Below are 25,854 nucleotides of genomic sequence, written 5' to 3'. Positions count from 1 at the left end.
CCGGCGGCCGCCATAAGCGGCTGTCAAAAGCCAACTACGGGCGCGGACAACCCGCTGTGCCCGAATAAGAACAATCGACAGGGGAGACCCCCATGAGTGTGAGTAACCCGACACTGATCACGTTCGTGATCTACATCGCGGCCATGGTGCTGATCGGCTTCGCCGCCTATCGCTCCACCAACAACCTTTCCGACTACATCCTTGGTGGTCGCAGCCTCGGCAGCTTCGTAACGGCGCTGTCCGCCGGTGCCTCTGACATGAGCGGCTGGCTGTTGATGGGCCTGCCTGGCGCCGTTTACCTCTCCGGGCTGTCGGAAAGCTGGATCGCTATTGGCCTGATCGTTGGTGCCTACCTCAACTGGCTGTTCGTTGCCGGCCGCCTGCGCGTGCAGACCGAGCACTGTGGCAACGCCCTTACCCTGCCCGACTACTTCACCAACCGCTTCGAAGATAACAGCCGCATTCTGCGCATCTTCTCCGCCGTGGTGATTCTGGTGTTCTTCACCATCTACTGCGCCTCCGGGATCGTTGCCGGTGCTCGCCTGTTCGAAAGCACCTTCGGCATTTCCTACGAAACCGCCCTGTGGGCCGGTGCCGCCGCCACCATCTGCTACACGTTCGTTGGTGGCTTCCTGGCGGTGAGCTGGACCGATACCGTTCAGGCCAGCCTGATGATCTTCGCGCTGATCCTTACCCCGATCATTGTGATGATCGCCACCGGTGGCATGGATCCGACCTTTGCTGCCATCGAGTTGAAGGACGCGACCAACTTCGACATGCTCAAGGGCGCTACTTTCGTCGGTGTGATTTCGCTGCTGGCTTGGGGGCTGGGCTACTTCGGTCAGCCACACATCCTGGCGCGCTTCATGGCGGCTGATTCGGTCAAGTCGATCCCCAACGCTCGCCGCATCTCCATGGGCTGGATGATTTTCTGCCTGGCTGGCGCCGTAGCGGTGGGCTTCTTCGGTATCGCTTACTTCTCCGCTCATCCGGATCAGGCTGGTGCTGTTGGCGAGAACCACGAGCGTGTGTTCATCGAACTGGCCAAGATCCTCTTCAACCCGTGGGTCGCCGGTGTCCTGTTGTCGGCCATTCTGGCGGCCGTGATGAGCACTCTGAGCTGCCAGCTGCTGGTGTGCTCCAGCGCCTTGACCGAGGACTTCTACAAGGCCTTCTTCCGCAAAAACGCCAGTCAGCTCGAGCTGGTATGGGTCGGCCGCGCCATGGTGCTGCTGGTGGCCGTAATCGCTATCGCCATCGCCGCTGACCCGGATAGCAAGGTGCTGGGCCTGGTGTCTTACGCCTGGGCCGGCTTCGGTGCCGCCTTCGGGCCGGTGGTGATCCTTTCCCTGCTGTGGAAAGGCATGACCCGCAATGGCGCCCTGGCTGGCATGGTGCTCGGTGCGGTAACCGTGGTCCTGTGGAAGAACTTTTTTGGCTGGACCGGCCTGTACGAAATCATCCCGGGCTTCATCCTTTGCACCCTTGGCATCCTGGTCTTCAGCCGCATTGGCAACGGCCCGTCCGCCGCCATGCTGAAGAACTTCGACGAGGCGGAGAAGGAATACCAAGACGCCCACATCTGATCTCTCCGCGGTACGCGGCTGGTCGACCGCGTCCCGTTTGCCGGGCTGATGTCCGGGCTCTCACCGACGACCCGATAGTGCTTCACCGGCCCATATCCTTGGATGTGGGCCGGTTTTTTTGCACTTGGCAAGAGGGCGTAGCGGGGCGCTGGATCACACGGGATTGCCTATCTGGAGTGTACGTGGTCCCAATGACATGCATGAGCAGCCTTTGCCTGCCGGCCCAGCGCACATTTCCTAGCCAATCTCGCGCCCCAGCCAATCGAAGAGCGCTTTGGCCGGCGGATGCCGTTCCCGCCCTGGAACGCAAAGCGTTAAATATACGCCCCCGCCACACTGACGTCCGGCCGGTAAGGCATCAGCCGCCCCCTTGCGAGGCTTTCTGATTGGCCCGCGCCAGACCCTGGCCGGCGATGGTTGCCTGCGGGGCGTAATGCTCTTCGTCGTATTCGCGCTGGGTGGCTTGGGTCAGCCGGTTTTCCACCCCTGCGGCCTGGCACCAGGCCTTCCAGCCCAGTTCGTAGAGTTGCGAGTTTCGCCAGCGAACGGCAATCAGTTCGGGCAAAGCGCCCCCCCCCAGCCACCGCGGCGGGGGCGCCGTAAACGTTAAAGCATTCGTCGAGCAGGCACTGGTTGTGCAGGTTGGGGGATTCGCCCGTGCCCTAGCGGATTACCAGATCGACGCTGGCATCCTGGTGCAGGTCTATCAGTGCGGTACTGGTGTCCAGGCGCAGGCTGATGTCCGGATATTGCGCATAGAAACGGTTCAGCCGGGGAATCAGCCAGAGCGCGGCGAACGCAGGCGTCGTGGACAGGGTCAGGCTGCCGGCGCTGCGTGGCGCTAGCGCCGGCTCACTTGGACGGCCGGCGCCGGGGTCTGGCATTGGGTGCTTAAGCCGGGCTCCAGGTACGGCTGGAGAATCGGCGCCATGCCTTTGAGCACTTGGACGGGTAGCGCCGAAGTGAAGCTGAACTTGTCCGCCTGGCTGCCTTCGACAAAGGCTGTCAGGGTGCCGAAGTGACGTGGTCCGAGGTAGAAGACGAAGGTGGCGGTGCGGTTCATCGCCTTCGAACTCTTCACGGCGCCATAGCGCGTTACGGTCTGGATGCGGTTGTCGCCGGTCCCGGTCTTGCCACCCAGCACCAGCGGTTTTCCGTCCGACAGCGTGAAGCTGCCTTGCAGACGCCGCGCGGTGCCGCCTTCCACCACCTTGGACAGGGCGTCGCGCAGGGCTGCGGCGACTTCGGAGGTCATCACGCGTTTGCCCGTGTCATTCTGCCGGCCTACCAGGGTTTCGTAGGGCGTGCCAGCGGCGAAGTGCAACTGGTCGATGCGAACGGTGGGTTGACGGATGCCGTCGTTGAGGATGATCCCCATCAATTCCGCCAGCGCAGCCGGACGGTCACCGGAGCTGCCCAGTGCGGTGGCCAGAGAGGGCACCAGGTGATCGAAGGGGTAGCCCAACTGGCGCCATTGCTGGTGAATATCGAGGAAGGCCTCAACTTCGAGCATGATGCGGATGCGCTTGTCGCGGGCGTACTTGCGCTTGGACTTGAACAGCCAGCCATAGACCTCGCGCCGCTCATCGCTGCTGGCTTCCACTGCGTCGCGGTAGCTGGCCTGCGGAAACTTCTGCAGGTAGCCGAGCATCCAGAGCTCCAATGGGTGGACACGGGCGACATAGCCCTGATCGTTGAGGTTGTAGGCGCCGGGGCCGTAGCGCGTGTAAAGCTCCTCGATGCGTTTTTCGGTCAGCGGCTCCTTGGGCATGCGTTCGCGCAGGAAGGCCTTGAAGGTCGGCAGGTCGGCCTGGGGTTGTAGGTATCGATGGATCGCCGCGAGGCGCGCCGGCCAGGGGTGAAGGCCGTCGAGGAAGGTGCTGAGGCGCTGTTCGGCATCCTTGCCGCGATATTTCTTCCAGAAGCGCAGCAGGTAGGTCTGGCTTTCGCGGGAGACGAACAGGTCCAGGTATCCCTGGCGCCGCGGGTCCTTGTCGTCACTGAGCAGTTGCATCTTGCCGCCTTCAGGGCGGTACATGTCGTGGCGCACCAGATCCCGCATCAGGCGTACGAAGGGCAGGTTGATGGATTCGCGCAAGGCATCGCGCAGGGTCGGCCGGCGGCCGTTGTCTTCCTTGCGGAAGTTGTTGAAGGTGTGCAGGCCGCCTCCGGTGAAGAAGCTTTCATAGGGGCTGGCGGAATACTTCCTCTCCAGGGCAGCCTCCAGCATCGCCGGAAGGTTGCGGTCGTTGTTTTCGATCAGGTAGTCGATGGACCAGCGGGTGATGAAATCAAGCGGGTCGACAGGGACCTTGCGCAGCTCCTCGACGGTCAAGCCGGCGTAACGCTGGTGCAGGGTCGCCACGTTCTCCAGGTAGGTCGCCAGGACCCGCAGCTTGGCAGTGGACCCCAGTTCCAGCTTGCTGCCTTCGTTGATGTCGAAGGGCTGGTTGGTGTTGTCGGTCTGCACCCGCACGCGGTTGCCGGAGGGGGTGCGTTCGAACAGGGTGAAGCTATAGCGCACCTCGCGAGTCTTCTCGGGGGAGAGCAGCCGCTCACCATAGAGGCCGACCTGTTCGGCGAAGGCCGGGTCAGCGAGCTTGACCAGATAGTCGGTCACGGCATTCTGCAGTTCGGCCTGCAGTGTGCTTGTGGCTGTGAGGTCAAGCCGGTCGAGATCGTAAAGTGGCATCTTCAACAAGCCGGACAGTCGGCTGCGGGCGATGCTGATGCCTTTGTTCGCCTCCACCTCCTGAATCGCGGACTCCTGCTCCCAGTTGCGGAAGCGCAGACGCGCCGAGAGCGCTGCTTCGCGCAGGTCCGGATCGATCACCCCGGCAGTGGCCAGCACGCGGATATGACTGTCGGTAAGTTCGTTCAGCTCCTCGTGCTCACGCGTCAGGTAGTAGGAAGGGCGTCGCTGGGCGATGAACAGCGAGAGCACCTGGCGCACAGCAAGCCCGCGCGCCCTGACGTCCGCATCCTGATCGGCCAGCAGGCGGTTGACCGTGTTGAAGTCGGCCCCGTACCAGACCCGCAATCCATCAGCGATACCGTGTACCTCGCCATGTCCCGGTGCGGCCGAGAGCGGCACGCTGTTGACGTAGTCCATGACGATGCGTTCCCGTGCCTCACGGGTTTCGGGGCCATCCCGATAGGCGCGCACGCTGGCCGAAACCATCTGGCGAATCTTCTCGCCTGCGGAAACCGTGCGGCCTTGGGGGGAATGCCGGTACTTCTCCAGTTGGGTGGCCAGCGTACTGCCGCCGGCGGACTGTCCGTCCAGGTCGAACGCCTTGCCGACCTGGGTCAGGGCGGCCTTGCTGAAGCGTGGCCAGTCCACGGCCGGGTTCGCCAGGGGTTCGCTCTCGTCCAGCAGCTTGCGGTTCTCGATGAACAGCAGGCTGCTGACCAGCAGCGGTGGGATGCTGTCGAAGCTGGTGTAATGCTGCTGTGGATAACTGAATTGATAAAAGGGCAGTCCACGACAGTCGCAGATATTGATGCCGGCCTGAACCTTCTCGTGATAAGGCGGGAACAGTCCGTGCTCGGCATAGTTCAGCAGAGCGGGGGAGAAACGAGTCTGTTGCTGGATTTCAAAGCCACGTTTCTGCAGTCGCTCCAACATCTGCGGAAGATGGGCATAACCCAGTCGCCGATCGAATGGGCCGTCGCCCGGAAACTGGATGGCGTCACTGGGGCCGTTTTCCAGCGAGTAGTCCAGAGAGGCGGCATATCGACTGATTTCGTGGGATTGGAGTTTCGAAGTGCGCATTTCATAGGAGATCGCTACCGCCAGGCCGCTGGCAACGAGTACGCACCCGCCCCAGAACAGCAGGCGGTGTTTTCGTCGGGGTTTTTCAGGGGAAACAGCGGGCTCGGTGAGATCACCTTTGGGTAGCTCTTTCTTGATTTCACCTGACTGCTCAATAGCGCCCATATTCCACCGGACTGGCCTACCATCGCTCTTGCTTCCAGCTTAGTAGCTTGCGCGCAAGCTGCATTCCACAAAGTTGGCAAAAAGGGGAAGAAGTGATGGCAGCCGATGATCGGAAGCAACCGAGTCGCGGCTGGTGGGGCAGCGCCGGGGCGGAAGCGGGAGTGTGGCGTCCCAGGGCGGCCGACTGGTCCGATTGCGGCCGTGACGTTGATCTTTCAGGAGAGCGATATGCGACAGATTGAATTCCCCGATGGCGCGGAGGTTCCTGTCATCGGCCAGGGGACTTGGCACATGGGCGAAAGCCGGAGCGAACGCAAGCGCGAGGTGGCTGCCTTGCGCGAGGGAGTGGCGCTGGGCCTCAGGCTGATCGATACGGCGGAAATGTACGCAGAAGGAGGCGCTGAAGAGGTCGTTGGCGAAGCGATCGCCGGCGTGCGTGACGATGTATTCCTCGTGAGCAAGGTTTACCCCTGGAATGCCAGTCGCAAGGGCATTCCACTGGCCTGTGAACGCAGTCTCAAGCGGCTTGGGACTGATCGCCTGGATCTGTACCTGTTGCATTGGCGGGGCGAGCATCCGCTGGATGAAACGGTGGAGGCTTTCGAGCGCCTGCGCGAGCAGGGCAAGATTGCACGCTGGGGCGTCTCCAACCTTGATCTCGATGATCTGCTTGAGCTGCCGTCAGGATGTGCCGCCAATCAGGTGCTGTACAACCCGGCGGCGCGGGGCATCGAATTCGATCTCCTGCCCTGGCAGCGGCGGCGGGGCATGCCGCTCATGGCGTACTGCCCGGTGGGGCGGGGTGGCAAGCTGCTGGACAATGGTGCCCTCAGGCAGGTTGCCGAGCGTCATGCCGCCACGTCTGCCCAGGTGGCGCTTGCCTGGGCCTTGCGTCAGGAGAATGTGTTGGTCATTCCCAAGGCCGTTGATCCATTGCACCTGAAGCAGAATGCCGAAGCGCACCGTATTGCCCTTACTGCCGAGGATCTTGCCCTGATCGACCGCCACTTTCCGCCTCCCGCTCGCGAACGTCCGCTGGAGATGATCTGAGGTGGGGCGCCCAGGGTTCCCTTAGCGGGGCGAGCCTCCCCGGTGCACTCGTTTTTTTAGGCTAAATACCGATTTCATATCGGGTTTTTCATCGCGAAAGGCTTGGGTTTCGCCTGGAGGTAACAGTCCTCGTTACGCTGCGCACCCGTTCGGGGCGAATGGAAACGAACTGGTGCAAATGAGGGGGGCAGTTCTCGCTGGATGGGTAAGTCGAAGTCCGGTAAATCGCTATCCACAAGGGTGATCAATTTTTTGGCCTGATAATTGCCTTTTTTATTGGTTTGCAAATGTGATCTCTGCTGCACTTTTTCGGGTGCCTGTCAATCTGCCTCTTGTGGCTCTTTTGTCCTTCTGTAATTTGTTGTCGCATTGAAGAAATATCGACTTCGGGGCTGTGGCTAGAATGCCGCTCACTCAGTCGGAGCCTTTTGCCTGCAATCCCATGTCCGGCAAAGACGACGACTCTTTCTACAATTCGTGGACGGTCTGGGCGAATTCCCAAGTTGCCAACAGAAGCCATTCCCCTTTGAAGGAGTCATAAGATGAAGAAGATTGCACTTCTCGGCGCCATGGCGCTGTCCCTGTTGTCGCCGCTGGCAGCCATTGCCGAAGACGCCAAGCCCCTGCGCATCGGTATCGAAGCCGCTTACCCACCCTTCGCCTACAAGACTCCCGACGGCAAGATCACTGGTTTCGACTACGACATCGGCAACGCCCTGTGCGCCGAGATGAAGGTCGAGTGCAAGTGGGTCGAGCAGGAGTTCGATGGCCTGATCCCCGCGCTCAAGGTGCGCAAGTTCGATGCCGTGCTGTCGTCCCTGAGCATCACGGAAGAGCGTCTTAAGTCTGTGGATTTCACCAAGAAGTACTACCACACGCCGGCTCGCCTCGCGATGAAGGACGGCTCCGTCATCAGCGACCCGCTGGTGGATCTGAAGGGCAAGAAGGTCGGTGTGCAGCGTGCCTCCATCTATGACCGCTATGCCACCGATGTGTTTGCACCGGCGGGGGTCGAGGTTGTTCGCTACAGCTCGCAGAATGAAATCTTCCTGGATCTGGCGGCAGGTCGCCTGGACGCTACCCTGGCGGACGTAGTGAACATCGACGACGGCTTCCTGAAGACTGATGCAGGCAAGGGATTCGCCCTGGTCGGCCCGGCCTTCAACGAGAAGAAGTACTTTGGTGAGGGTGCCGGCATCGCTGTACGCAAGGGTGACAAGGCTCTGGCTGACAAGATCAGCGCTGCCATCGCGGCCATTCGCGCCAATGGCAAGTACAAGGAAGTACAGGACAAGTACTTCAAGTTCGACGTCTACGGCGAGTAATCGCTTTTCCCTGAAAGTGGCACAAACTTCAAGTTGCGGTTTGTGCCACTTTTTCGTTGTGGCGGTGCCGCCCGGTGTTTCCCGGCGCGCTGCATGAGGATCTGAATCATGCTCAACGGCTACGGCTCGACCATTCTCGATGGTGCCTGGCTCACCCTGTTGCTGGCCTTGTCTTCCATGTCCCTGTCGATCCTGCTTGGCCTGGTGGGCGCGGCGTTTCGGCTCTCGCCGGTCAAGTGGCTCGCGATCATGGGTGAAGCCTATGCCACCGTGGTGCGTGGCATTCCCGACCTGGTGCTGATCCTGCTGATCTTCTACGGTGGCCAGCAGATCGTGAACCTAGTGGCGCCGATGGTCGGCTACGAGGACTACATCGACCTCGATCCCTTCTGGTCCGGCGTGTTCACCCTGGGCTTCATCTTCGGGGCCTACCTCTCCGAGACCTTCCGCGGTGCCTTCATGGCTATCCCGAAGGGGCAGGGCGAAGCGGGCCTGGCCTATGGCATGAGTCATCTCCAAGTGTTCTTCCGTGTGCTGGTGCCGCAGATGATTCGCCTGGCCATTCCCGGCTTCACCAACAACTGGCTGGTGCTGACCAAGGCTACTGCGCTGATTTCGGTGGTCGGCCTGCAGGACATGATGTTCAAGGCCAAGAGCGCAGCGGATGCTACCCGTGAACCCTTTACCTTCTACCTGGCGGTCGCGGCGCTTTACCTGGTGCTGACCAGCGTTTCCCTGCTGGCGCTGCGCTTCCTGGAAAAACGCTACTCGGCGGGCATCAAGGCGGCTGAACTATGATCTTCGACTACAACGTAATCCTGGAGAACCTGCCGCTCTATTTCGGGGGAGTGCTGGTAACCCTCAAGCTCTTGGCGATCTCCCTGGCCCTTGGCCTGGCGACTGCGGTGCCGTTGGCGCTGATGCGGGTCTCCAAGCAGCCGGTGGTGAACTTTCCGGCCTGGCTCTTCACCTATGTGATTCGCGGCACGCCGATGCTGGTGCAGCTGTTCCTCATCTACTACGGTTTGGCTCAATTCGAGGGAGTACGCGAAAGCGTGCTGTGGCCTTATCTGTCCAATGCCACCTTCTGCGCTTGTCTGGCCTTCGCGATCAACACCAGCGCCTACACAGCGGAAATCCTCGCCGGCAGCCTGAAGGCCACTCCCTATGGCGAGATCGAGGCGGCAAAGGCGATGGGCATGTCGCGCGCCAAGCTGTATCGCCGCATCCTCCTGCCTTCGGCGCTGCGCCGTGCGCTGCCGCAGTACAGCAACGAAGTCATCATGATGCTGCACACCACCAGCCTGGCGTCGATCGTCACCCTGATCGATATCACCGGGGCTGCGCGTACGGTGAACTCGCAGTATTACCTGCCGTTCGAGGCCTTTATCACTGCCGGCCTGTTCTACTTGTGCCTGACCTTCATTCTGGTGCGCTTGTTCAAGAAGGCTGAGCTGCATTGGCTGGCCTACCTGGCGCCGCGCAAGGCCTGATGCCATGCAAAGGATCGATCACGACCTGCCCTGGGCCTGCCCGGGTACCCGCCGCCAGTTGACGGTGTTTCGCTTCGGCAGCGGTCCTTGCAAGGCCTATGTCCAGGCCTCGTTGCATGCTGACGAGCTGCCGGGTATGCGAGTCGCGGCGGAGCTCAAGCGCCGGCTGCGCGAGTTGGAAGCTCAAGGGCGCCTGACCGGTGTTATCGAGTTGGTGCCGGTGGCCAACCCCATCGGCCTTGGTCAGATGCTTCAGGCTGCCCCGCAAGGGCGTTTCGAGTTCGGTAGCGGCAAGAACTTCAATCGCGACTTCATTGACCTCGCAGAGGCGGTAGCACCGGCGGTGGAAGGGCGTTTGGGGCGGGATGGACCGACCAATGTGCGCGTCATCCGTGAGGCCATGCAGGCGGCATTCAACGTGTTGCCACCAGCGGGTTCCGAGCTTGTCGGGCTCCAGCGCCTGCTGCTGCAGCATGCTTGCGATGCTGATGTGGTGCTCGATCTGCATTGCGATTTCGAGGCGGTCGTCCATTTCTACACTTTGCCGCAGCAATGGCCGCAATGGCGTTCGCTCGCTGCAAGGATGGGGGCTGGAGCCGTGCTGACCGCCGAGGAATCCGGTGGCAGTTCGTTCGATGAGTCATGCTCGTTGCCTTGGCTGCGGCTTGCCCGCCACTTTCCACAGGCCGAGATTCCGCTGGCCTGCTTGGCGACCACCGTCGAAGTAGGGGGCATGGCTGATACCGACAAGCAGAAGGCTGAGGCCAGTGCCGAGTCGATCCTGGCGTTCCTTGCCGAGCAGGGCCTGATTGCCGGTGACTGGCCGGCGGCGCCGGAAGCCTGTTGCGAGGCCACGCCGTTCGAAGGTGCTGAGTATGTCTACCCGCCGCATGCAGGCGTGGTGAGTTTTCTGCAGCCAGTTGGTGCCCGGGTCAGTGCGGGCGACCCGTTGTTCGAGGTGATCGACCCTCTGGAGGATCGTCACAGCATCGTCCGTGCTTCCACTGACGGTGTGCTTTATGTGCGTGAGCGCCTGCGCTTCGCGCAACCTGGACTATGGCTGGCCAAGGTGGCAGGCCGTGAACCTATCCGTCAGGGACGCCTGCTGAGCGACTGAGCCAAACGAGACCGAGACCATGTACAAACTGGAAGTCCAAGACCTGCACAAGCGCTATGGCAGCCACGAAGTGCTCAAGGGTGTGTCCCTGGCGGCCAAGGCCGGTGACGTCATCAGCATCATCGGCTCGAGTGGCTCCGGCAAGAGCACCTTCCTGCGCTGCATCAACATGCTGGAGCAGCCCCATGGCGGCAAGATTCTGCTTAATGGCGAAGAGCTGAAGCTGGTGGCGAACAAGGATGGTGGCCTAAAGGCCGCTGATCCCAAGCAACTGCAGCGCATGCGTTCGCGTCTGGCGATGGTGTTCCAGCACTTCAATCTGTGGTCGCACATGAGTGCCCTGGAGAATGTCATCGAAGCGCCTGTCCATGTGCTCGGTGTGCCGAAGAAGGAGGCCATCGAGAAAGCCGAGCATTACCTGGCCAAGGTTGGTGTGTCGCACCGCAAGGACGCCTATCCGGCACACATGTCCGGCGGGGAGCAGCAGCGCGTGGCCATTGCCCGCGCCCTGGCCATGGAGCCCGAGGTGATGCTGTTCGACGAGCCCACTTCGGCGCTGGATCCGGAGCTGGTCGGTGAAGTGCTCAAGGTCATGAAGGACCTGGCCGTTGAAGGTCGCACCATGGTTGTGGTGACCCACGAAATGGGCTTTGCTCGTGAGGTGTCCAACCAGTTGATCTTCCTGCACAAAGGCCTGGTGGAAGAGACTGGTTGTCCGAGAGAAGTGTTGGCCAATCCGCAATCCGAACGCCTCAAGCAGTTCCTTTCCGGCAGCTTGAAGTGATACCGCATGGCGGCGGCTCGAAAGCCGCCGCCATGCCCTGCAACGCGGGATAAATCCTGCTCTCGCCACAACATCTTCCTATCCTCAGGGTCTGCTAAGCTGCCTGCCATGACTGCCCATCGAATTGCTTTTCTCCTCTGGCCCGGCACCAAGGCGCTGACCCTGGCCCTGGCCGAGGATGCCCTTCGCGTTGCCCAGCGACTGCACCCTGAAGTGGTCTACGAAATTTCATTCCTACATGCCGAGCCCTTGGCCGAGGGAGCTTGGCGTCTGCCGGGCGAAGCGTGGACGGGCAAGCTGGAAGGGTTCCAGCGCCTGTTCCTGTTGGCTGATGAGCCACCGTTGCAGATGTCGCCCGCGCTGTCGTCCGCCATCAAGCATCTGGTGCGTACCGGTTGCGTAGTCGGGGGGCTGTCCGCCGGTGTCTACCCGCTGGCGCAGCTCGGCCTGCTGGATGGTTACCGTGCCGCGGTGCACTGGCGCTGGCAGGACGACTTCGCCGAACGCTTCCCCAAGGTGATCGCCACCAACCACCTGTTCGACTGGGACCGCGACCGCCTCAGCGCCTGTGGCGGTCTGGCAGTGCTCGACCTGTTGCTCGCCGTGCTGGCGCGTGATCATGGTGCGGAGCTTGCTGGTGCGGTGTCCGAAGAGCTGGTGGTGGAGCGCATCCGCGAAGGCGGTGAGCGTCAGCGCATTCCGCTGCAGAACCGCCTTGGCTCCAGCCATCCGAAGCTGACCCAGGCCGTGCTGCTCATGGAGGCCAATATCGAAGAGCCGCTCACCACGGACGAGATTGCCCAGCACGTCTGCGTCTCCCGTCGCCAGCTGGAGCGCATCTTCAAACAATATCTCAACCGCGTGCCCAGCCAGTACTACCTGGAGCTGCGTCTGAACAAGGCTCGGCAGATGCTGATGCAGACCAGCAAGTCGATCATCCAGATCGGTCTGTCCTGCGGCTTCTCCTCCGGTCCGCACTTCTCCAGCGCCTACCGCAACTTCTTTGGTGTCACTCCGCGCGAAGACCGCAACCAGCGGCGCAGTGGCAGCCCCTTCGACACCCAGCCTGCCGTTACCGAGCGCGGCTGATCCCGCGCTTTTTTGGTCGGATGGGAATCGCTGCGCTCGACCCGTCCGGCGATCTGCATATCCCTGCAAGCTGGCCCTACGGGCCGGTTGGCGAATGAATTCGCCCCCACAGGAAATCCGGTCTTCCAGCGCACTAATACCCGCCGGTCACCCCGTGGAGAAAATTTGCCGCCCTGTGCGTGGGTGCGGCGATCAGCGTTTAAACTGCGCCTTCCCGACGCTTTCTGTCGCATTTCCATAAGCGCCGGAATTTCCCGGGGTGGCGCTATAAGAAGTTGTCGCATGGCGGCAATGCCAGCCCTGAATCTGTCCCTACAATCCTTTCATCACTAGCCGTTCATGGCAGGAGAAACTGATGTCCGTTGAGCATGCGCAGGTCGAGCGCGCCGATTTCGACAAGGTGATGGTTCCCAACTATGCCCCCGCCGCTTTCATTCCGGTGCGTGGCGAAGGTTCCCGAGTCTGGGATCAATCTGGTCGCGAACTGATCGATTTTGCGGGCGGTATTGCCGTGAACTCCCTGGGTCATGCACACCCGGCCCTGGTCAAGGCCCTCACTGAGCAGGCCCACAAGATCTGGCACGTGTCGAACGTTTTCACCAACGAGCCGGCCCTGCGCCTGGCCAAAAAGCTGGTGGATGCCACCTTCGCCGAGCGTGTGTTCCTCGCCAACTCCGGTGCCGAGGCCAACGAGGCTGCGTTCAAGCTGGCTCGCCGTTATGCCCACGACGTTTACGGGCCGCAGAAGCATGAGATCATCTCCGCCACCAACAGCTTCCACGGTCGCACCCTGTTCACCGTGACCGTTGGCGGCCAGCCAAAGTACTCCGATGGCTTCGGGCCGAAGATGGAGGGCATCACCCATGTGCCCTTCAACGATCTGGACGCCCTGAAGGCCGCCATTTCCGACAAGACCTGCGCCGTGGTCCTGGAGCCCGTGCAAGGCGAGGGCGGCGTACTGCCGGCTGATCAGGCCTACCTGGAAGGCGCACGCAAGCTGTGCGACGAGCACAACGCATTGCTGGTGTTCGACGAAGTGCAGAGCGGCATGGGCCGCAGCGGTCACCTCTTCGCTTACCAGCATTACGGTGTGACCCCGGACATCCTCTCCAGCGCCAAGAGCCTGGGCGGCGGCTTCCCCATCGGCGCCATGCTGACCACTACCGAGATCGCCAAGCACTTGGCCGTCGGCACCCACGGCACCACCTACGGTGGCAACCCGCTGGCCAGCGCCGTGGCAGAAGCGGTGCTGGACGTGATCAATACGCCGGACGTGCTGAAGGGCATCAATGCCAAGCACGACCGCTTCAAGACCCGTCTTGAGGCGATTGGCGCCAAGTACGGCATCTTCACCGAAGTGCGCGGCCTCGGCCTGCTGATCGGTGCCGCCCTGTCCGATGCCTGGAAGGGCAAGGCCAAGGACGTGCTCAACGCTGCCGAGAAGGAAGCCGTGATGGTTCTGCAGGCCGGCCCGGACGTGGTGCGCTTTGCCCCCAGCTTGGTTATCCCGGATGCGGACATCGACGAAGGTCTCGACCGTTTCGAACGCGCAGTGGCCAAACTGACCCAAGCGTAATTGCTGCAGGACGCGGCGCATGGATGCGCCGTGCTTCAACCAAGGACGATCCAGATTCATGCATGCCAGGGCCATTGGGCTTCAGGCTTTCTCCGGGCGACTCAGCGCGAATTGCCCGGAGCTTTTAACAAGAAAAGGAGTGACACCATGCTGGTGATGCGCCCCGCGCAAATGGCCGATCTAGCTGAAGTCCAGCGTCTGGCCGCGGATAGCCCCGTGGGTGTCACTTCGTTGCCGGACGACGCCGAACGCCTGAGCGAGAAAATCGCCGCGTCCGAGGCGTCCTTCGCCGCCGAGGTGAGCTACAACGGTGAAGAGAGCTATTTCTTCGTCCTTGAAGATACCCAGACCGGCCGCCTTGCCGGCTGTTCGGCGATCGTTGCCTCCGCCGGTTTCTCCGAGCCGTTCTACAGCTTCCGTAACGAGACCTTCGTGCATGCCTCGCGGGAGCTGAAGATCCACAACAAGATCCACGTGCTTTCGCTGTGCCACGACCTGACGGGCAACAGCCTGCTGACCAGCTTCTATGTCGAACGCGATCTGGTTAACACCCCGATTGCCGAACTCAACTCCCGTAGCCGCCTGCTGTTCATGGCCAGTCACCCGGAGCGTTTCGCCGATGCCGTGGTGGTGGAGATCGTTGGCTACAGCGACGACCAGGGCGAGTCACCTTTCTGGAATGCGGTGGGGCGTAACTTCTTCGACCTCAACTACACCGAGGCCGAGCGCCTTTCCGGCCTGAAGAGCCGTACCTTCCTCGCCGAACTGATGCCGCATTACCCCATCTACGTGCCGCTGCTGCCGGACGCCGCCCAGGAATCCATGGGCCAGGTGCACCCGCGTGCGCAGATCACCTTCGACATCCTGATGCGTGAAGGCTTCGAGACCGACAACTACATCGACATCTTCGATGGCGGTCCGACCCTGCATGCGCGGACGTCGAGCATTCGCTCCATCGCCCAGAGCCGCATGGTGCCGGTCAAGTTCGGCGACCAGGGCAAAGGTGGTCGCCAGTATCTGGTGTGCAACGGCCAGTTGCAGGATTTCCGCGCCATCGTCGCCGAACTCGACTGGGTCCCCGGCAAGCCGGTAGTGCTGGGCGAGGAAGCCGCTGAAGCACTAGGTGTCGGTGAAGGCGCCAGCGTTCGCCTGGTCGCACTTTAAGTCGTTAGCCCTCTCCCCGTCGGGAGAGGGCGGCCCACTGGGCCGGATGAGGGCTCGGCCCTCACCCCTGGCTCCTCTCCCTGAGGGCGGGGGGATGCATTTTCTGGAGGCACTATGATCGTTCGTCCCGTACGCAGCGCCGACTTACCGGCCCTGATCGACCTGGCGCGCAGCACCGGCGCAGGCCTGACCACGCTGCCGGCCAATGAGGAGCGCCTGTCGCACCGCGTCGGTTGGGCGGAAAAGGCATTCCGTGGCGAGGCGGAGCGCGCCGATGCGGATTACCTGTTCGTCCTCGAAGACGATGACGGCAAGGTGGTTGGCATTTCCGCCATCGCCGGCGCCGTAGGCCTGCGTGAGCCCTGGTACAACTACCGGGTTGGCCTGACCGTCAGTGCTTCCCAGGAGCTGCACATCCATCGGCAGATTCCGACCCTGTTCCTGGCTAACGACCTGACCGGTAACTCCGAGCTCTGCTCGCTGTTCCTGCATTCCGGCTACCGCAGCGGTCTCAATGGTCGCCTGCTGTCCAAGGCACGGTTCCTGTTCATCGCCGAGTTCCCCGAGTTGTTCGGCGACAAGGTAATCGCCGAGATGCGCGGCATGTCCGATGAGAATGGCGTGTCGCCGTTCTGGGAGAGCCTCGGCCGACACTTCTTCAAGATGGAGTTTTCCCGCGCCGACTACCTGACTGGCGTCGGCAACAAGGCCTTCATCGCCGAACTGATGCCCAAGTTCCCGCTCTATACCTGCTTCCTCTCGGAGGATGCACGCAACACCATCGGCCGCGTGCATCCGAATACCGAACCGGCGCTGGCCATGCTCAAGGGCGAAGGCTTCAGCTACCAGGGCTATGTCGACATCTTCGACGCGGGCCCGGCCATCGAGTGCGAAACCGCGAAGATTCGAGCCGTACGTGACAGCCAGAGCCTGGTGCTGGCGGTCGGCACGCCGGGGGATGACGCGACGCCCTACCTGATCCACAACCGCAAGCGCGAAGACTGCCGCATCACCGCCGCGCCTGCTCGTCTGGCCGCGGGTACCCTGGTGGTCGATGCGCAGACCGCCAAACGCCTGAAACTCTCCGCCGGCGCCCAGGTGCGCGCCGTGCCGCTGTCGGCCAAGGAGTCCGTGAAATGAGTACCCATTACATCGCAGGCCGTTGGCTGGACGGCCAGGGCGAGACCTTCACTTCGCTGAACCCGGTGACCCAGGCAGTCGTCTGGTCCGGCGCTGGCGCTAGCGCAGAGCAGGTCGATGAAGCGGTCAAGGCCGCCCGCGCTGCTTTTCCGGCCTGGGCCCGTCGCCCGCTGGAAGAGCGCATCGCCATCCTCGAACAATTCGCCGTGACTCTGCGCAGCCATGCCGACGAACTGGCCCGTTGCATTGGCGAAGAAACCGGCAAGCCGCTTTGGGAGTCCGCCACCGAAGTGACCAGCATGGTCAACAAGGTCGCCATCTCCATCCAGAGCTACCGTGAGCGTACTGGCGAGAAAAGTGGGCCGCTGGCCGACGCCACCGCCGTACTGCGCCACAAGCCGCACGGTGTCGTTGCGGTATTTGGCCCCTATAACTTCCCTGGCCACCTGCCTAATGGCCATATCGTTCCGGCGCTATTGGCGGGCAACGCAGTCGTGTTCAAACCCAGTGAGCTGACACCCAAGGTCGCCGAGCTGACGGTCAAGTGCTGGATCGAAGCTGGCCTGCCGGCTGGCGTGCTCAACCTGGTGCAGGGGGCTCGTGAGACCGGTGTAGCCCTGGCTGGGAACCCGGGCATCGACGGCCTGTTCTTCACCGGTTCCAGTCGCACCGGCAACCTGCTGCATCAACAATTTGCCGGCCGCCCGGACAAGATCCTGGCGCTGGAGATGGGCGGCAACAACCCGCTGGTGGTCGACCAGGTGCAGGACGTCGACGCCGCCGTCTACACCATCATCCAGTCCGCCTTCATTTCCGCAGGCCAGCGCTGCACCTGTGCCCGCCGCCTGCTGGTGCCGCAAGGCGCCTGGGGTGATGCCCTGCTGGCGCGCCTCGTGACGGTGGCCGGCACCATCAAGGTCGGTGCCTTCGACGCCCAGCCGGCACCTTTCATGGGGTCGGTGATTTCCCTGGCCGCGGCACACCACCTGATGCAGGCCCAGGAGCAACTGGTCGCCAAGGGCGCCAAGGTCCTGCTGGCCATGACCCAGCCACACCCCAATGCGGCGTTGCTCACCCCCGGCATCATCGACGTCACCAGCGTCGCCGATCGTCCGGACGAAGAATTCTTCGGCCCGCTGCTGCAGGTCATCCGCTATGACGGTTTCGACGCCGCCATCGCTGAAGCCAATGCCACTCAGTACGGCCTGGCGGCCGGCCTGCTGTCCGACTCCAGTGAACGCTATCAGCAGTTCCTGATCGAGAGCCGCGCAGGCATCGTCAACTGGAACAAGCAGCTCACCGGCGCCGCCAGCAGCGCGCCGTTCGGCGGTGTGGGTGCCTCCGGCAACCACCGTGCCAGCGCCTATTACGCGGCCGACTACTGTGCTTATCCGGTGGCGTCGCTGGAAAGTGAAACCCTTGCCCTGCCTGCAACCCTTACTCCAGGAGTCAGCCTGTGAACGCCTATGAAGTAAACTTCGACGGACTGGTCGGCCCGACCCACAACTACGGTGGCCTGTCCTACGGTAACGTTGCCTCGCAGAGCAACAGTCAGGCGGTTTCCAATCCGAAGGAAGCCGCGCTGCAGGGCCTGGGCAAGATGAAGTCGCTGATGGAAATGGGCTTCAAGCAGGGCGTATTTGCGCCGCAGGAGCGCCAGGACGTCGCCGCGTTGCGCAGCCTGGGTTTCGCCGGTACTGACGCCGAGGTGATTGCCCAGGCCGCCAAGGAAGCGATGCCACTGCTGGCTGCCTGCAGCTCGGCGTCCAGCATGTGGACTGCCAACTCCTGCACCGTCAGCCCCAGTGCCGACACCGCCGATGGTCGCGTGCACTTCACCGCCGCCAACCTGAACTGCAAGTTTCACCGTTCGATCGAGCATCCGACCACCAGTCGCGTGCTGGGGGCCATGTTCGCCAACGACAAACACTTCGCCCACCATGCCGCCTTGCCGGCAGTGAGCCAGTTCGGTGACGAAGGTGCGGCCAACCACACGCGCTTCTGCAAGGGCTATGGTGATGCCGGTGTGGAGTTCTTCGTGTTCGGCCGCAGCGCATTCGACAGCCGCTTCCCGGCGCCACAACGCTACCCCGCACGGCAAACCCTGGAGGCCTGCCAGGCGGTTGCCCGCCTGCACGGCCTGGGTGAGCAGGGCGTGGTCTACGCCCAGCAGAATCCGTCGGTGATCGACCAGGGCGTGTTCCACAACGATGTGATTTCCGTGGGTAACGGCGAGGTGCTGTTCTACCACGAAGACGCCTTCCTCGAGACCGACAAGGTGCTGGCCGAGTTGGACACCAAGCTGGGTCGTCGTGGCGGCCGTTTCAAGGCTGTCCGCGTGCCGCGTGATGCCGTGAGCGTCGAGGATGCCGTGCGCTCCTATCTCTTCAACAGCCAGTTGCTCAGCCGTGATGACGGCAGCATGCTGCTGATTGTGCCGGAAGAGTGCCGTAGCAATAGCAACGTGTGGAACTACCTGAGCCAGCTCACCGCCAGCAACGGACCGATCCGTGAAGTCAAGGTCTTCGATCTGAAGCAGAGCATGCAGAACGGCGGCGGCCCAGCCTGCCTGCGGCTGCGCGTGGCGCTGAAGGAAGATGAGCTGGCGGCAGTCAATCAGGGGGTGATCATGACGCCAGCGCTCTACACTACGTTGACGGCCTGGGTCGAAAAGCACTATCGCGATCGCCTGAGCGAGAGCGACCTGGCCGACCCGCAATTGCTCATTGAGTGCCGGACGGCATTGGATGAACTGACGCAGATCCTTAAACTGGGCGCGGTTTATCCGTTTCAACTGACATAAGCGGCAAGCTGCAAGCCTCGAGTACGAGCTTGTCGCTTGCAGCGAACAACCTGGAGTTTTTCCCCCATGTCCGATGCCCTGCAACTCATCCTCGAAGATACCGACGGTACCCAGCTCGAAACCTCCTGCACCCGGTTCGCCGTCGTCTGGCAGGGCAGGGAGGTCTGGATTCAGCAGGCCGGAAATGGTCAGCTGCTGATCGGCGTAGATGTGGAGGAGGGCGACACCGAGTACGCCAACCTGTTGCTGCGCCCGTTGGCCACCAATCTGGTCAGCCTGCAGCTGGAAATGGAAGCGGCCGATGCTGACGATGACGACGACCATGTCCATGGTCCGGACTGCGATCACGATCATTGAGGTAACAGGATGCTATCCCTCGGTAAATTGCTCGAATTGACCCTGGCCGGCCGTGAGCCGACCGAGAAGATCCAGCTGACCTCCGGGGGCGTGCGTCTGCACTGGCTGGGCGAGGGCGCGCTCGACGTGACCCCGCCCGCCGCCGACGACAGCGGCTTCGACCTGCTGCTGTCGGCCGGGGTGCACGGTAACGAGACTGCGCCGATCGAGTTGCTCGATCGTTTGATCCAGGGCATCGCCCGTGGGCATCTCAAGCCCCGCGCGCGGATTCTCTTCCTGCTCGGTAATCCCGAGGCGATTCGCCGAGGCGAACGCTTTGTGGAGCAGGACATCAATCGCCTGTTCAATGGACGCCATGGCGAGTCCAGCGGTTTCGAGGCCATGCGTGCAGCCGAGCTGGAACGTTACGCCGCCGCCTTCTTTACCAAGCCCGAGCGCTCGCGCCTGCATTACGATCTGCATACTGCGATCCGCGCTTCGAAGATCGAACAATTCGCGCTCTATCCCTACGTCGAAGGACGAAAGCATTCCCGCCAGGAGCTGGCTCGACTGCGCGCTGCCGGAATCGACGCGGTGCTGCTGCAAAACAAGACCGGCATCACTTTCAGCTCCTATACCTATGCGCAACTTGGCGCCGAGGCCTTTACCCTGGAGCTGGGCAAAGCGCGACCGTTCGGCAGCAATGCCGAAGTCAACCTCGATCGCCTCGAGGAGCGGTTGCACAGCTTGATCGAAGGACGTGAGCCCGAGTTCGACGGCGATCGACTGGATGGCCTGCAGCTGTTCTCGGTCGCACGCGAGATCATCAAGCACAGCGAATCCTTCCTGCTGCATCTGGCGCCGGATATCGAAAACTTCAGCGAACTGCCGGTCGGCTACCTCCTCGCCGAAGACATCGCCGGTACCCGCTGGGTAGTAGAGGAGGAGGGCGCACGTATCATTTTCCCCAATCCCAAGGTCAAGAACGGCCTGAGGGCCGGCATCCTCGTGGTTCCCGCAGAGGTCTGACGCCCTCACACCCGTTCTTATCTGTACCTGTACCCGTGGGGCCCGGGGCCTTAGGATCGGGCTCTTAGCCCATCCAAGGAGCCCGGCATGAGCCTGATCGACCTGCGCAGCGACACCGTCACCCAACCCTCCGCCGGCATGCGTGAAGCCATGCTGCGTGCCGAACTGGGCGACGACGTGTACGGCGAAGACCCCACCGTCAACCGCCTGGAGGCGAGCCTCGCCGAACGTCTAGGCTTCGAAGCCGCTTTGTTCGTGCCGACCGGCACCATGAGCAACCTGCTGGGCTTGATGGCGCACTGTGAGCGCGGGGACGAGTACATCGTCGGCCAGCAGGCGCACACCTATAAATACGAAGGTGGTGGCGCGGCGGTGCTCGGCTCGATCCAGCCGCAACCCATCGATGGAGAGGTGGATGGCAGCCTGGACCTGGGCAAAGTGGAGGCTGCCATCAAGCAGGATGACTTCCACTTCGCCCGCACCCGTCTGCTGGCGCTGGAAAACACCATGCAGGGCAAGGTGCTGCCGATGGCTTACCTGGCTGCTGCTCGCGAACTGACCCACCGCCGCGGTCTGGCGCTGCACCTGGATGGCGCCCGCCTCTACAACGCGGCGGTGAAGCTGCGCGTGGACGCCGGCGAGATCGCGCGTCACTTCGATTCGGTCTCGGTGTGCCTGTCCAAAGGTCTGGGGGCCCCAGTTGGTTCGGTGCTCTGCGGTAACCGGGCGTTGATCGCCAAGGCGCGCCGCCTGCGCAAGATGGTTGGCGGTGGCATGCGTCAGGCCGGGGTGCTTGCTGCCGCGGGGCTTTACGCGCTGGACCACCAGGTCGAGCGTCTGGCCGAAGACCATGCCAACGCCGAGCGACTGGGCGCCGGCTTAGAGGCGATCGGCTTTGTCGTGGAGCCTGTGCAGACCAACATGGTTTACGTGCAGGCCGGCGATCGGGTGCAGGAACTGGCGGTGGTCCTGGCGGAGCATGGCATCCGCGTCAGCCCTGCGCCTCGGTTGCGTCTAGTCACCCACCTTGATGTGGGGGCTACCGATATCCCGCGGATAATCGAGGCTTTCGCCGCCTTCCCCCGCGCCTGATTCGCCAGGGCGGTCAAATAGGCGGAATCTATCGCACAAAGGCACTATCCCAACGGCGCGGGGCCGATATAATGCGGCCCTTTGCCGGCGATTCGTACGTCAGTCGAAAGACTGCTGCGAGCCTTGCGAGCAATGTAGGGAACGGGCGCGAAGTTCCGGGTTATCACCGGTAACTCGACCTCATCTGTGCTCTTCCTGCGTTCTCGCTTTCGCTGATAACGATTTGCACCCGCCTTCGTGGCCGCAGTTTCCGTGGAAGAACCTATGAAAAGCGCAGAAATCCGTGAAGCCTTCCTCAGCTTCTTCGAAGAGAAGGGGCATACCCGAGTCGCCTCCAGCTCCCTGATCCCGGGCAACGACCCGACCCTGCTGTTCACCAACGCGGGGATGAACCAGTTCAAGGACTGCTTCCTGGGCTTGGAAAAGCGCGCCTACACTCGCGCCACCACCAGTCAGAAATGCGTGCGCGCCGGCGGCAAGCACAACGACCTCGAAAACGTCGGCTATACCGCCCGTCACCACACCTTCTTCGAAATGCTGGGCAACTTCAGCTTCGGCGACTACTTCAAGCGCGATGCGATTCACTACGCCTGGGAATTCCTAACCGGCGACAAGTGGCTGAAGCTGCCGAAGGACAAACTTTGGGTCACCGTCTACGCCAGCGATGACGAGGCCTACGATATCTGGACCCAGGAAGTCGGGATTCCCCACGAGCGCATGGTGCGTATCGGCGACAATAAGGGCGCGCCCTATGCGTCGGACAATTTCTGGGCCATGGGCGATACCGGCCCGTGCGGCCCTTGCACCGAGATCTTCTATGACCACGGTCCGGACATCTGGGGCGGCCCGCCCGGGTCCCCGGAAGAAGACGGTGACCGTTACATCGAGATCTGGAACAACGTCTTCATGCAGTTCAATCGCACAGCCGACGGTGTGATGCACCCGCTGCCGGCACCAAGCGTGGACACCGGCATGGGCCTGGAGCGTATAAGCGCCGTGCTGCAGCATGTCCACTCGAACTACGAGATCGACCTGTTCCAGAGCCTGCTGAAGGCATCTGCCGAAGCCATCGGCTGCGCTAACGACGATGCGCCTTCGCTGAAAGTGGTGGCCGACCACATCCGTTCCTGCAGCTTCCTGGTTGCCGACGGCGTGCTGCCGTCCAATGAAGGCCGTGGCTATGTGCTGCGCCGAATCATTCGTCGCGCCTGTCGCCACGGTAACAAGCTGGGTGCCAAGGGCAGCTTCTTCCACAAGATCGTTGCTGCCCTGGTGGCCGAGATGGGCGAGGCGTTCCCCGAGCTCAAACAGCAGCAGGCGCACATTGAGCGCGTGCTGAAGACCGAAGAAGAACAGTTCGCCAAGACCCTGGAGCAAGGCCTGAAGATCCTCGAACAGGACCTGGTTGGCCTCAAGGGCAAGATGATCCCCGGCGAAACCCTGTTCAAGCTGTATGACACCTACGGTTTTCCCGTCGACCTGACTGGCGACATCGCTCGTGAACGCGGTCTGACCATCGACGAGGCCGGCTTCGAGCGCGAGATGGAAGGCCAGCGTGAGCGCGCCCGCGCCTCCAGCGCCTTTGGTATGGACTACAACGCCCTGGTCAAGGTGGACGCCGACACCAATTTCACCGGCTATGTCTGCACTTCCGGCGAAGGCAAGGTCATCGCCCTGTTCAAGGACGGCCAGGCCGTCGAGCAACTGGGCGAAGGCGAGGAGGGCGTGCTGGTGCTCGACCGCACTCCGTTCTACGCCGAGTCCGGCGGCCAGGTCGGTGACTGCGGCTTCATTGCTGCGGCGGGCCTGCGTTTCGACGTGCGTGATACCACCAAGGCCGGCGGAGCCTTCCTCCATCATGGCGTGGTCGACAGTGGCACGCTGCGTGTCGGTGCCGGTGTTACGGCCCAGGTCGACGCAACCGTGCGCCAGGCCACCGCGCTGAACCACTCGGCCACCCACCTGCTGCACGCCGCCCTGCGTCGCGTGCTGGGTGATCACGTACAACAGAAAGGTTCCCTGGTGGATAGCCAGCGCCTGCGCTTCGACTTCAGCCACTTCGAGGCGATCAAGCCCGAGCAGCTGAAAGCCCTGGAAGACATCGTCAATGCCGAGATCCGCAAGAACAGCGAAGTCGAGACAGAGGAAACCGATATCGACACCGCCAAGGCCAAGGGCGCCATGGCGCTGTTCGGTGAGAAGTACGGCGAGCAGGTTCGTGTGTTGAGCATGGGCGGCGACTTCTCCGTTGAACTCTGCGGCGGTACCCACGTCTCCCGCACCGGCGATATCGGCCTGTTCAAGATTGTCAGCGAAGGCGGCGTTGCCGCTGGTGTGCGCCGCATCGAGGCGGTAACCGGCTCGGCGGCCCTGGGCTACCTGAATGGTGCCGAGGAGCAACTCAAGGAAGCGGCGGCGCTGGTCAAAGGCAGTCGCGACAACCTGCTGGACAAATTGTCCGGCCTGCTGGAGCGCAACCGTCAGCTGGAGAAGGAGCTGGAACAGCTGAAGGCCAAGGCGGCCAGCGCTGCCGGCGACGATCTGGCGTCTTCCGCCATCGAGGTGAAAGGCGTGAAGGTATTGGCTGCCCGTCTGGACGGCCTGGATGGTGATGCGCTGCTGGCACTCGTCGACCAACTGAAGAACAAGCTCGGCCGCGCAGTGATCCTGCTCGGCGGTGCGCTGGAGGGCAAGGTGACACTGGTCGCTGGCGTCACCCAGGACCTGACCGGCCAACTCAAAGCCGGCGATCTGATGAAGCAGGCTGCGGCAGCGGTCGGCGGTAAGGGCGGTGGTCGCCCGGATATGGCCCGTGGCGGCGGCACCGACGCCGCAGCTCTGGAGCAGGCCCTGGCACTTACCGTACCGTTCGTCGAAAAAGGGCTCTGAGCAACCGCTCAGGGAACCTTGGTCAAGGCCCATCCCACGCCCGGCGGGCCTTGGCAGTGCTTTGCGTTGATTGTTTAATGGGCGCCCTTCACGGGATTAGGCGGCTTTTGAAATGGCTTTGATCGTACAGAAGTTTGGGGGGACCTCGGTCGGCACTGTCGAGCGCATCGAGCAGGTGGCCGAGAAGGTGAAAAAGTTCCGCGAAGGCGGTGATGACATCGTGGTCGTGGTTTCTGCCATGAGTGGCGAAACCAACCGTCTGATCGATCTGGCCAAACAGATCAGCGACACGCCGGTTCCGCGCGAACTGGACGTGATGGTCTCCACCGGTGAGCAGGTAACCATCGCGCTGTTGTCCATGGCGCTGATCAAGCGCGGTGTGCCGGCTGTTTCCTACACCGGCAACCAGGTGCGCATCCTCACCGACAGCGCGCACAACAAGGCCCGCATCCTGCAGATCGATGACCAGAAGATTCGCGCTGACCTCAAGGCCGGTCGTGTCGTCGTGGTCGCGGGTTTCCAGGGCGTGGACGAGCACGGCAACATCACCACCCTGGGGCGTGGCGGTTCCGACACCACCGGCGTGGCCCTGGCGGCAGCATTGAAGGCTGACGAGTGCCAGATCTACACCGATGTAGATGGCGTCTATACCACCGACCCGCGCGTCGTGCCGCAGGCTCAGCGTCTGGACAAGATCACCTTTGAGGAAATGCTGGAAATGGCCAGCCTCGGCTCCAAGGTGCTGCAAATCCGCTCGGTTGAGTTCGCCGGCAAGTACAACGTTCCGCTGCGCGTGCTGCACAGCTTCCAGGAGGGTCCAGGCACCCTCATTACCCTTGATGAAGAGGAATCCATGGAACAGCCGATCATCTCCGGCATCGCCTTCAATCGCGACGAAGCCAAGCTGACCATCCGTGGCGTGCCGGATACCCCCGGCGTGGCTTTCAAGATCCTTGGTCCGATCAGTGCCGCCAACATCGAAGTGGACATGATCGTGCAGAACGTGTCGCACGATAACACCACCGACTTTACCTTCACCGTACACCGCAATGACTACCAGAACGCTCTGCGCGTGCTGGAGCAGACTGCCAGTGAAATCGGTGCTCGCGAAGTGGTTGGTGACACCAATATCGCCAAGGTTTCCATCGTCGGCGTTGGCATGCGTTCCCACGCAGGTGTCGCTAGCCGCATGTTCGAAGCACTGGCCAAGGAAAGCATCAACATCCAGATGATCTCCACCTCGGAAATCAAAGTGTCCGTGGTCATTGAGGAGAAATACCTGGAGCTGGCGGTACGCGCTCTGCACACCGCTTTCGAGTTGGACGCTCCGGCCCGACAGGGCGAGTAAGGCGTTCAACAAAAGGCGCGGCTCACCCCGCGCCTTTGTCGTTTTTGGCTGCTACGGTGGAGCTTTCCTTTTGCCGGGGCTGGTCAATACTTG

General features: G+C 62.1%; 19 protein-coding genes and 1 pseudogene. 18 read left to right on the top strand and 2 right to left on the bottom strand.

The window, feature by feature from the left end; genetic code table 11:
• Positions 1 to 92 precede the first annotated feature (92 nt).
• Complete coding sequence (gene putP, locus J7302_RS11795) at positions 93 to 1,586, top strand: sodium/proline symporter PutP (protein ID WP_215374248.1); 1,494 nt, start codon at positions 93 to 95, stop codon at positions 1,584 to 1,586.
• A gap of 237 nt (positions 1,587 to 1,823) precedes the next feature.
• Here the strand turns inward: putP and J7302_RS11790 are convergent.
• A pseudogene (locus J7302_RS11790) lies at positions 1,824 to 2,422 on the bottom strand (LysR substrate-binding domain-containing protein); the annotation flags it as partial.
• Between the two features lie 5 nt (positions 2,423 to 2,427).
• Complete coding sequence (locus J7302_RS11785) at positions 2,428 to 5,526, bottom strand: transglycosylase domain-containing protein (protein ID WP_215374246.1); 3,099 nt, start codon at positions 5,524 to 5,526, stop codon at positions 2,428 to 2,430.
• Positions 5,527 to 5,754: 228 nt separating this feature from the next.
• Here J7302_RS11785 and J7302_RS11780 point away from each other — a divergent pair, with 228 nt between their 5' ends.
• From J7302_RS11780 to J7302_RS11700, 17 genes are all read left to right on the top strand, one after another.
• The gene (locus tag J7302_RS11780; RefSeq protein WP_215374243.1) at positions 5,755 to 6,576 is read left to right on the top strand and encodes an aldo/keto reductase; all 822 of its coding nucleotides are present in this window, start codon (positions 5,755 to 5,757) and stop codon (positions 6,574 to 6,576) included.
• Between the two features lie 542 nt (positions 6,577 to 7,118).
• Positions 7,119 to 7,901, top strand: coding sequence for an ABC transporter substrate-binding protein (locus J7302_RS11775; RefSeq protein ID WP_215374241.1), 783 nt, complete (start codon positions 7,119 to 7,121; stop codon positions 7,899 to 7,901).
• A 108-nt stretch (positions 7,902 to 8,009) separates the two neighbouring features.
• On the top strand, positions 8,010 to 8,699 hold the full coding sequence (locus tag J7302_RS11770; protein WP_215374239.1) for an ABC transporter permease: 690 nt from the start codon (positions 8,010 to 8,012) through the stop codon (positions 8,697 to 8,699).
• Positions 8,696 to 9,394 carry an ABC transporter permease gene (locus tag J7302_RS11765; protein WP_215374236.1) on the top strand — a complete coding sequence of 233 codons (699 nt, stop codon included), beginning with the start codon at positions 8,696 to 8,698 and terminating at the stop codon, positions 9,392 to 9,394. The genes J7302_RS11770 and J7302_RS11765 overlap by 4 nt, the downstream gene beginning before the upstream one ends.
• 4 nt (positions 9,395 to 9,398) lie before the next feature.
• Positions 9,399 to 10,511, top strand: coding sequence for a succinylglutamate desuccinylase/aspartoacylase family protein (locus J7302_RS11760; protein ID WP_215374233.1), 1,113 nt, complete (start codon positions 9,399 to 9,401; stop codon positions 10,509 to 10,511).
• A gap of 19 nt (positions 10,512 to 10,530) precedes the next feature.
• Complete coding sequence (locus J7302_RS11755; protein ID WP_215374230.1) at positions 10,531 to 11,295, top strand: ABC transporter ATP-binding protein; 765 nt, start codon at positions 10,531 to 10,533, stop codon at positions 11,293 to 11,295.
• A gap of 108 nt (positions 11,296 to 11,403) precedes the next feature.
• The gene (gene argR / locus J7302_RS11750) at positions 11,404 to 12,384 is read left to right on the top strand and encodes a transcriptional regulator ArgR (RefSeq protein WP_215374227.1); all 981 of its coding nucleotides are present in this window, start codon (positions 11,404 to 11,406) and stop codon (positions 12,382 to 12,384) included.
• 355 nt (positions 12,385 to 12,739) lie between these two features.
• Positions 12,740 to 13,960, top strand: coding sequence for an aspartate aminotransferase family protein (locus tag J7302_RS11745; protein ID WP_215374223.1), 1,221 nt, complete (start codon positions 12,740 to 12,742; stop codon positions 13,958 to 13,960).
• 147 nt (positions 13,961 to 14,107) lie between these two features.
• Positions 14,108 to 15,124, top strand: a complete 1,017-nt coding sequence (gene aruF, locus J7302_RS11740) for an arginine/ornithine succinyltransferase subunit alpha (RefSeq protein WP_215374219.1) — start codon at positions 14,108 to 14,110, stop codon at positions 15,122 to 15,124.
• A 114-nt stretch (positions 15,125 to 15,238) separates the two neighbouring features.
• A complete protein-coding gene (astA, locus tag J7302_RS11735) occupies positions 15,239 to 16,264 on the top strand; it encodes an arginine N-succinyltransferase (RefSeq protein WP_215374215.1) in 1,026 nt (341 codons plus the stop codon).
• Positions 16,261 to 17,724: a succinylglutamate-semialdehyde dehydrogenase gene (astD, locus tag J7302_RS11730; protein ID WP_215374208.1), complete on the top strand. Its 1,464-nt coding sequence runs from the start codon at positions 16,261 to 16,263 to the stop codon at positions 17,722 to 17,724. The genes astA and astD overlap by 4 nt, the downstream gene beginning before the upstream one ends.
• A complete protein-coding gene (gene astB, locus J7302_RS11725) occupies positions 17,721 to 19,067 on the top strand; it encodes an N-succinylarginine dihydrolase (RefSeq protein WP_215374203.1) in 1,347 nt (448 codons plus the stop codon). Before astD ends, astB begins: the two co-directional genes overlap by 4 nt.
• A gap of 66 nt (positions 19,068 to 19,133) precedes the next feature.
• On the top strand, positions 19,134 to 19,424 hold the full coding sequence (locus J7302_RS11720) for a topoisomerase II (protein WP_215374200.1): 291 nt from the start codon (positions 19,134 to 19,136) through the stop codon (positions 19,422 to 19,424).
• A 9-nt stretch (positions 19,425 to 19,433) separates the two neighbouring features.
• The gene (astE, locus tag J7302_RS11715) at positions 19,434 to 20,432 is read left to right on the top strand and encodes a succinylglutamate desuccinylase (RefSeq protein WP_215374197.1); all 999 of its coding nucleotides are present in this window, start codon (positions 19,434 to 19,436) and stop codon (positions 20,430 to 20,432) included.
• Positions 20,433 to 20,519: 87 nt separating this feature from the next.
• Positions 20,520 to 21,524: a low-specificity L-threonine aldolase gene (gene ltaE / locus J7302_RS11710; protein ID WP_215374195.1), complete on the top strand. Its 1,005-nt coding sequence runs from the start codon at positions 20,520 to 20,522 to the stop codon at positions 21,522 to 21,524.
• Between the two features lie 264 nt (positions 21,525 to 21,788).
• Entirely contained in the window at positions 21,789 to 24,413 is a 2,625-nt protein-coding gene (alaS, locus tag J7302_RS11705; protein WP_215374192.1) for an alanine--tRNA ligase, read from the top strand.
• A gap of 112 nt (positions 24,414 to 24,525) precedes the next feature.
• Positions 24,526 to 25,761 carry an aspartate kinase gene (locus J7302_RS11700; RefSeq protein ID WP_215374189.1) on the top strand — a complete coding sequence of 412 codons (1,236 nt, stop codon included), beginning with the start codon at positions 24,526 to 24,528 and terminating at the stop codon, positions 25,759 to 25,761.
• Positions 25,762 to 25,854: the final 93 nt, after the last annotated feature.

This window comes from Metapseudomonas boanensis, assembly GCF_018704125.1.
Classification (GTDB): Bacteria; Pseudomonadota; Gammaproteobacteria; order Pseudomonadales; family Pseudomonadaceae; genus Metapseudomonas; species Metapseudomonas boanensis.
This window is presented reverse-complemented; position numbering and strand designations above follow the sequence as displayed.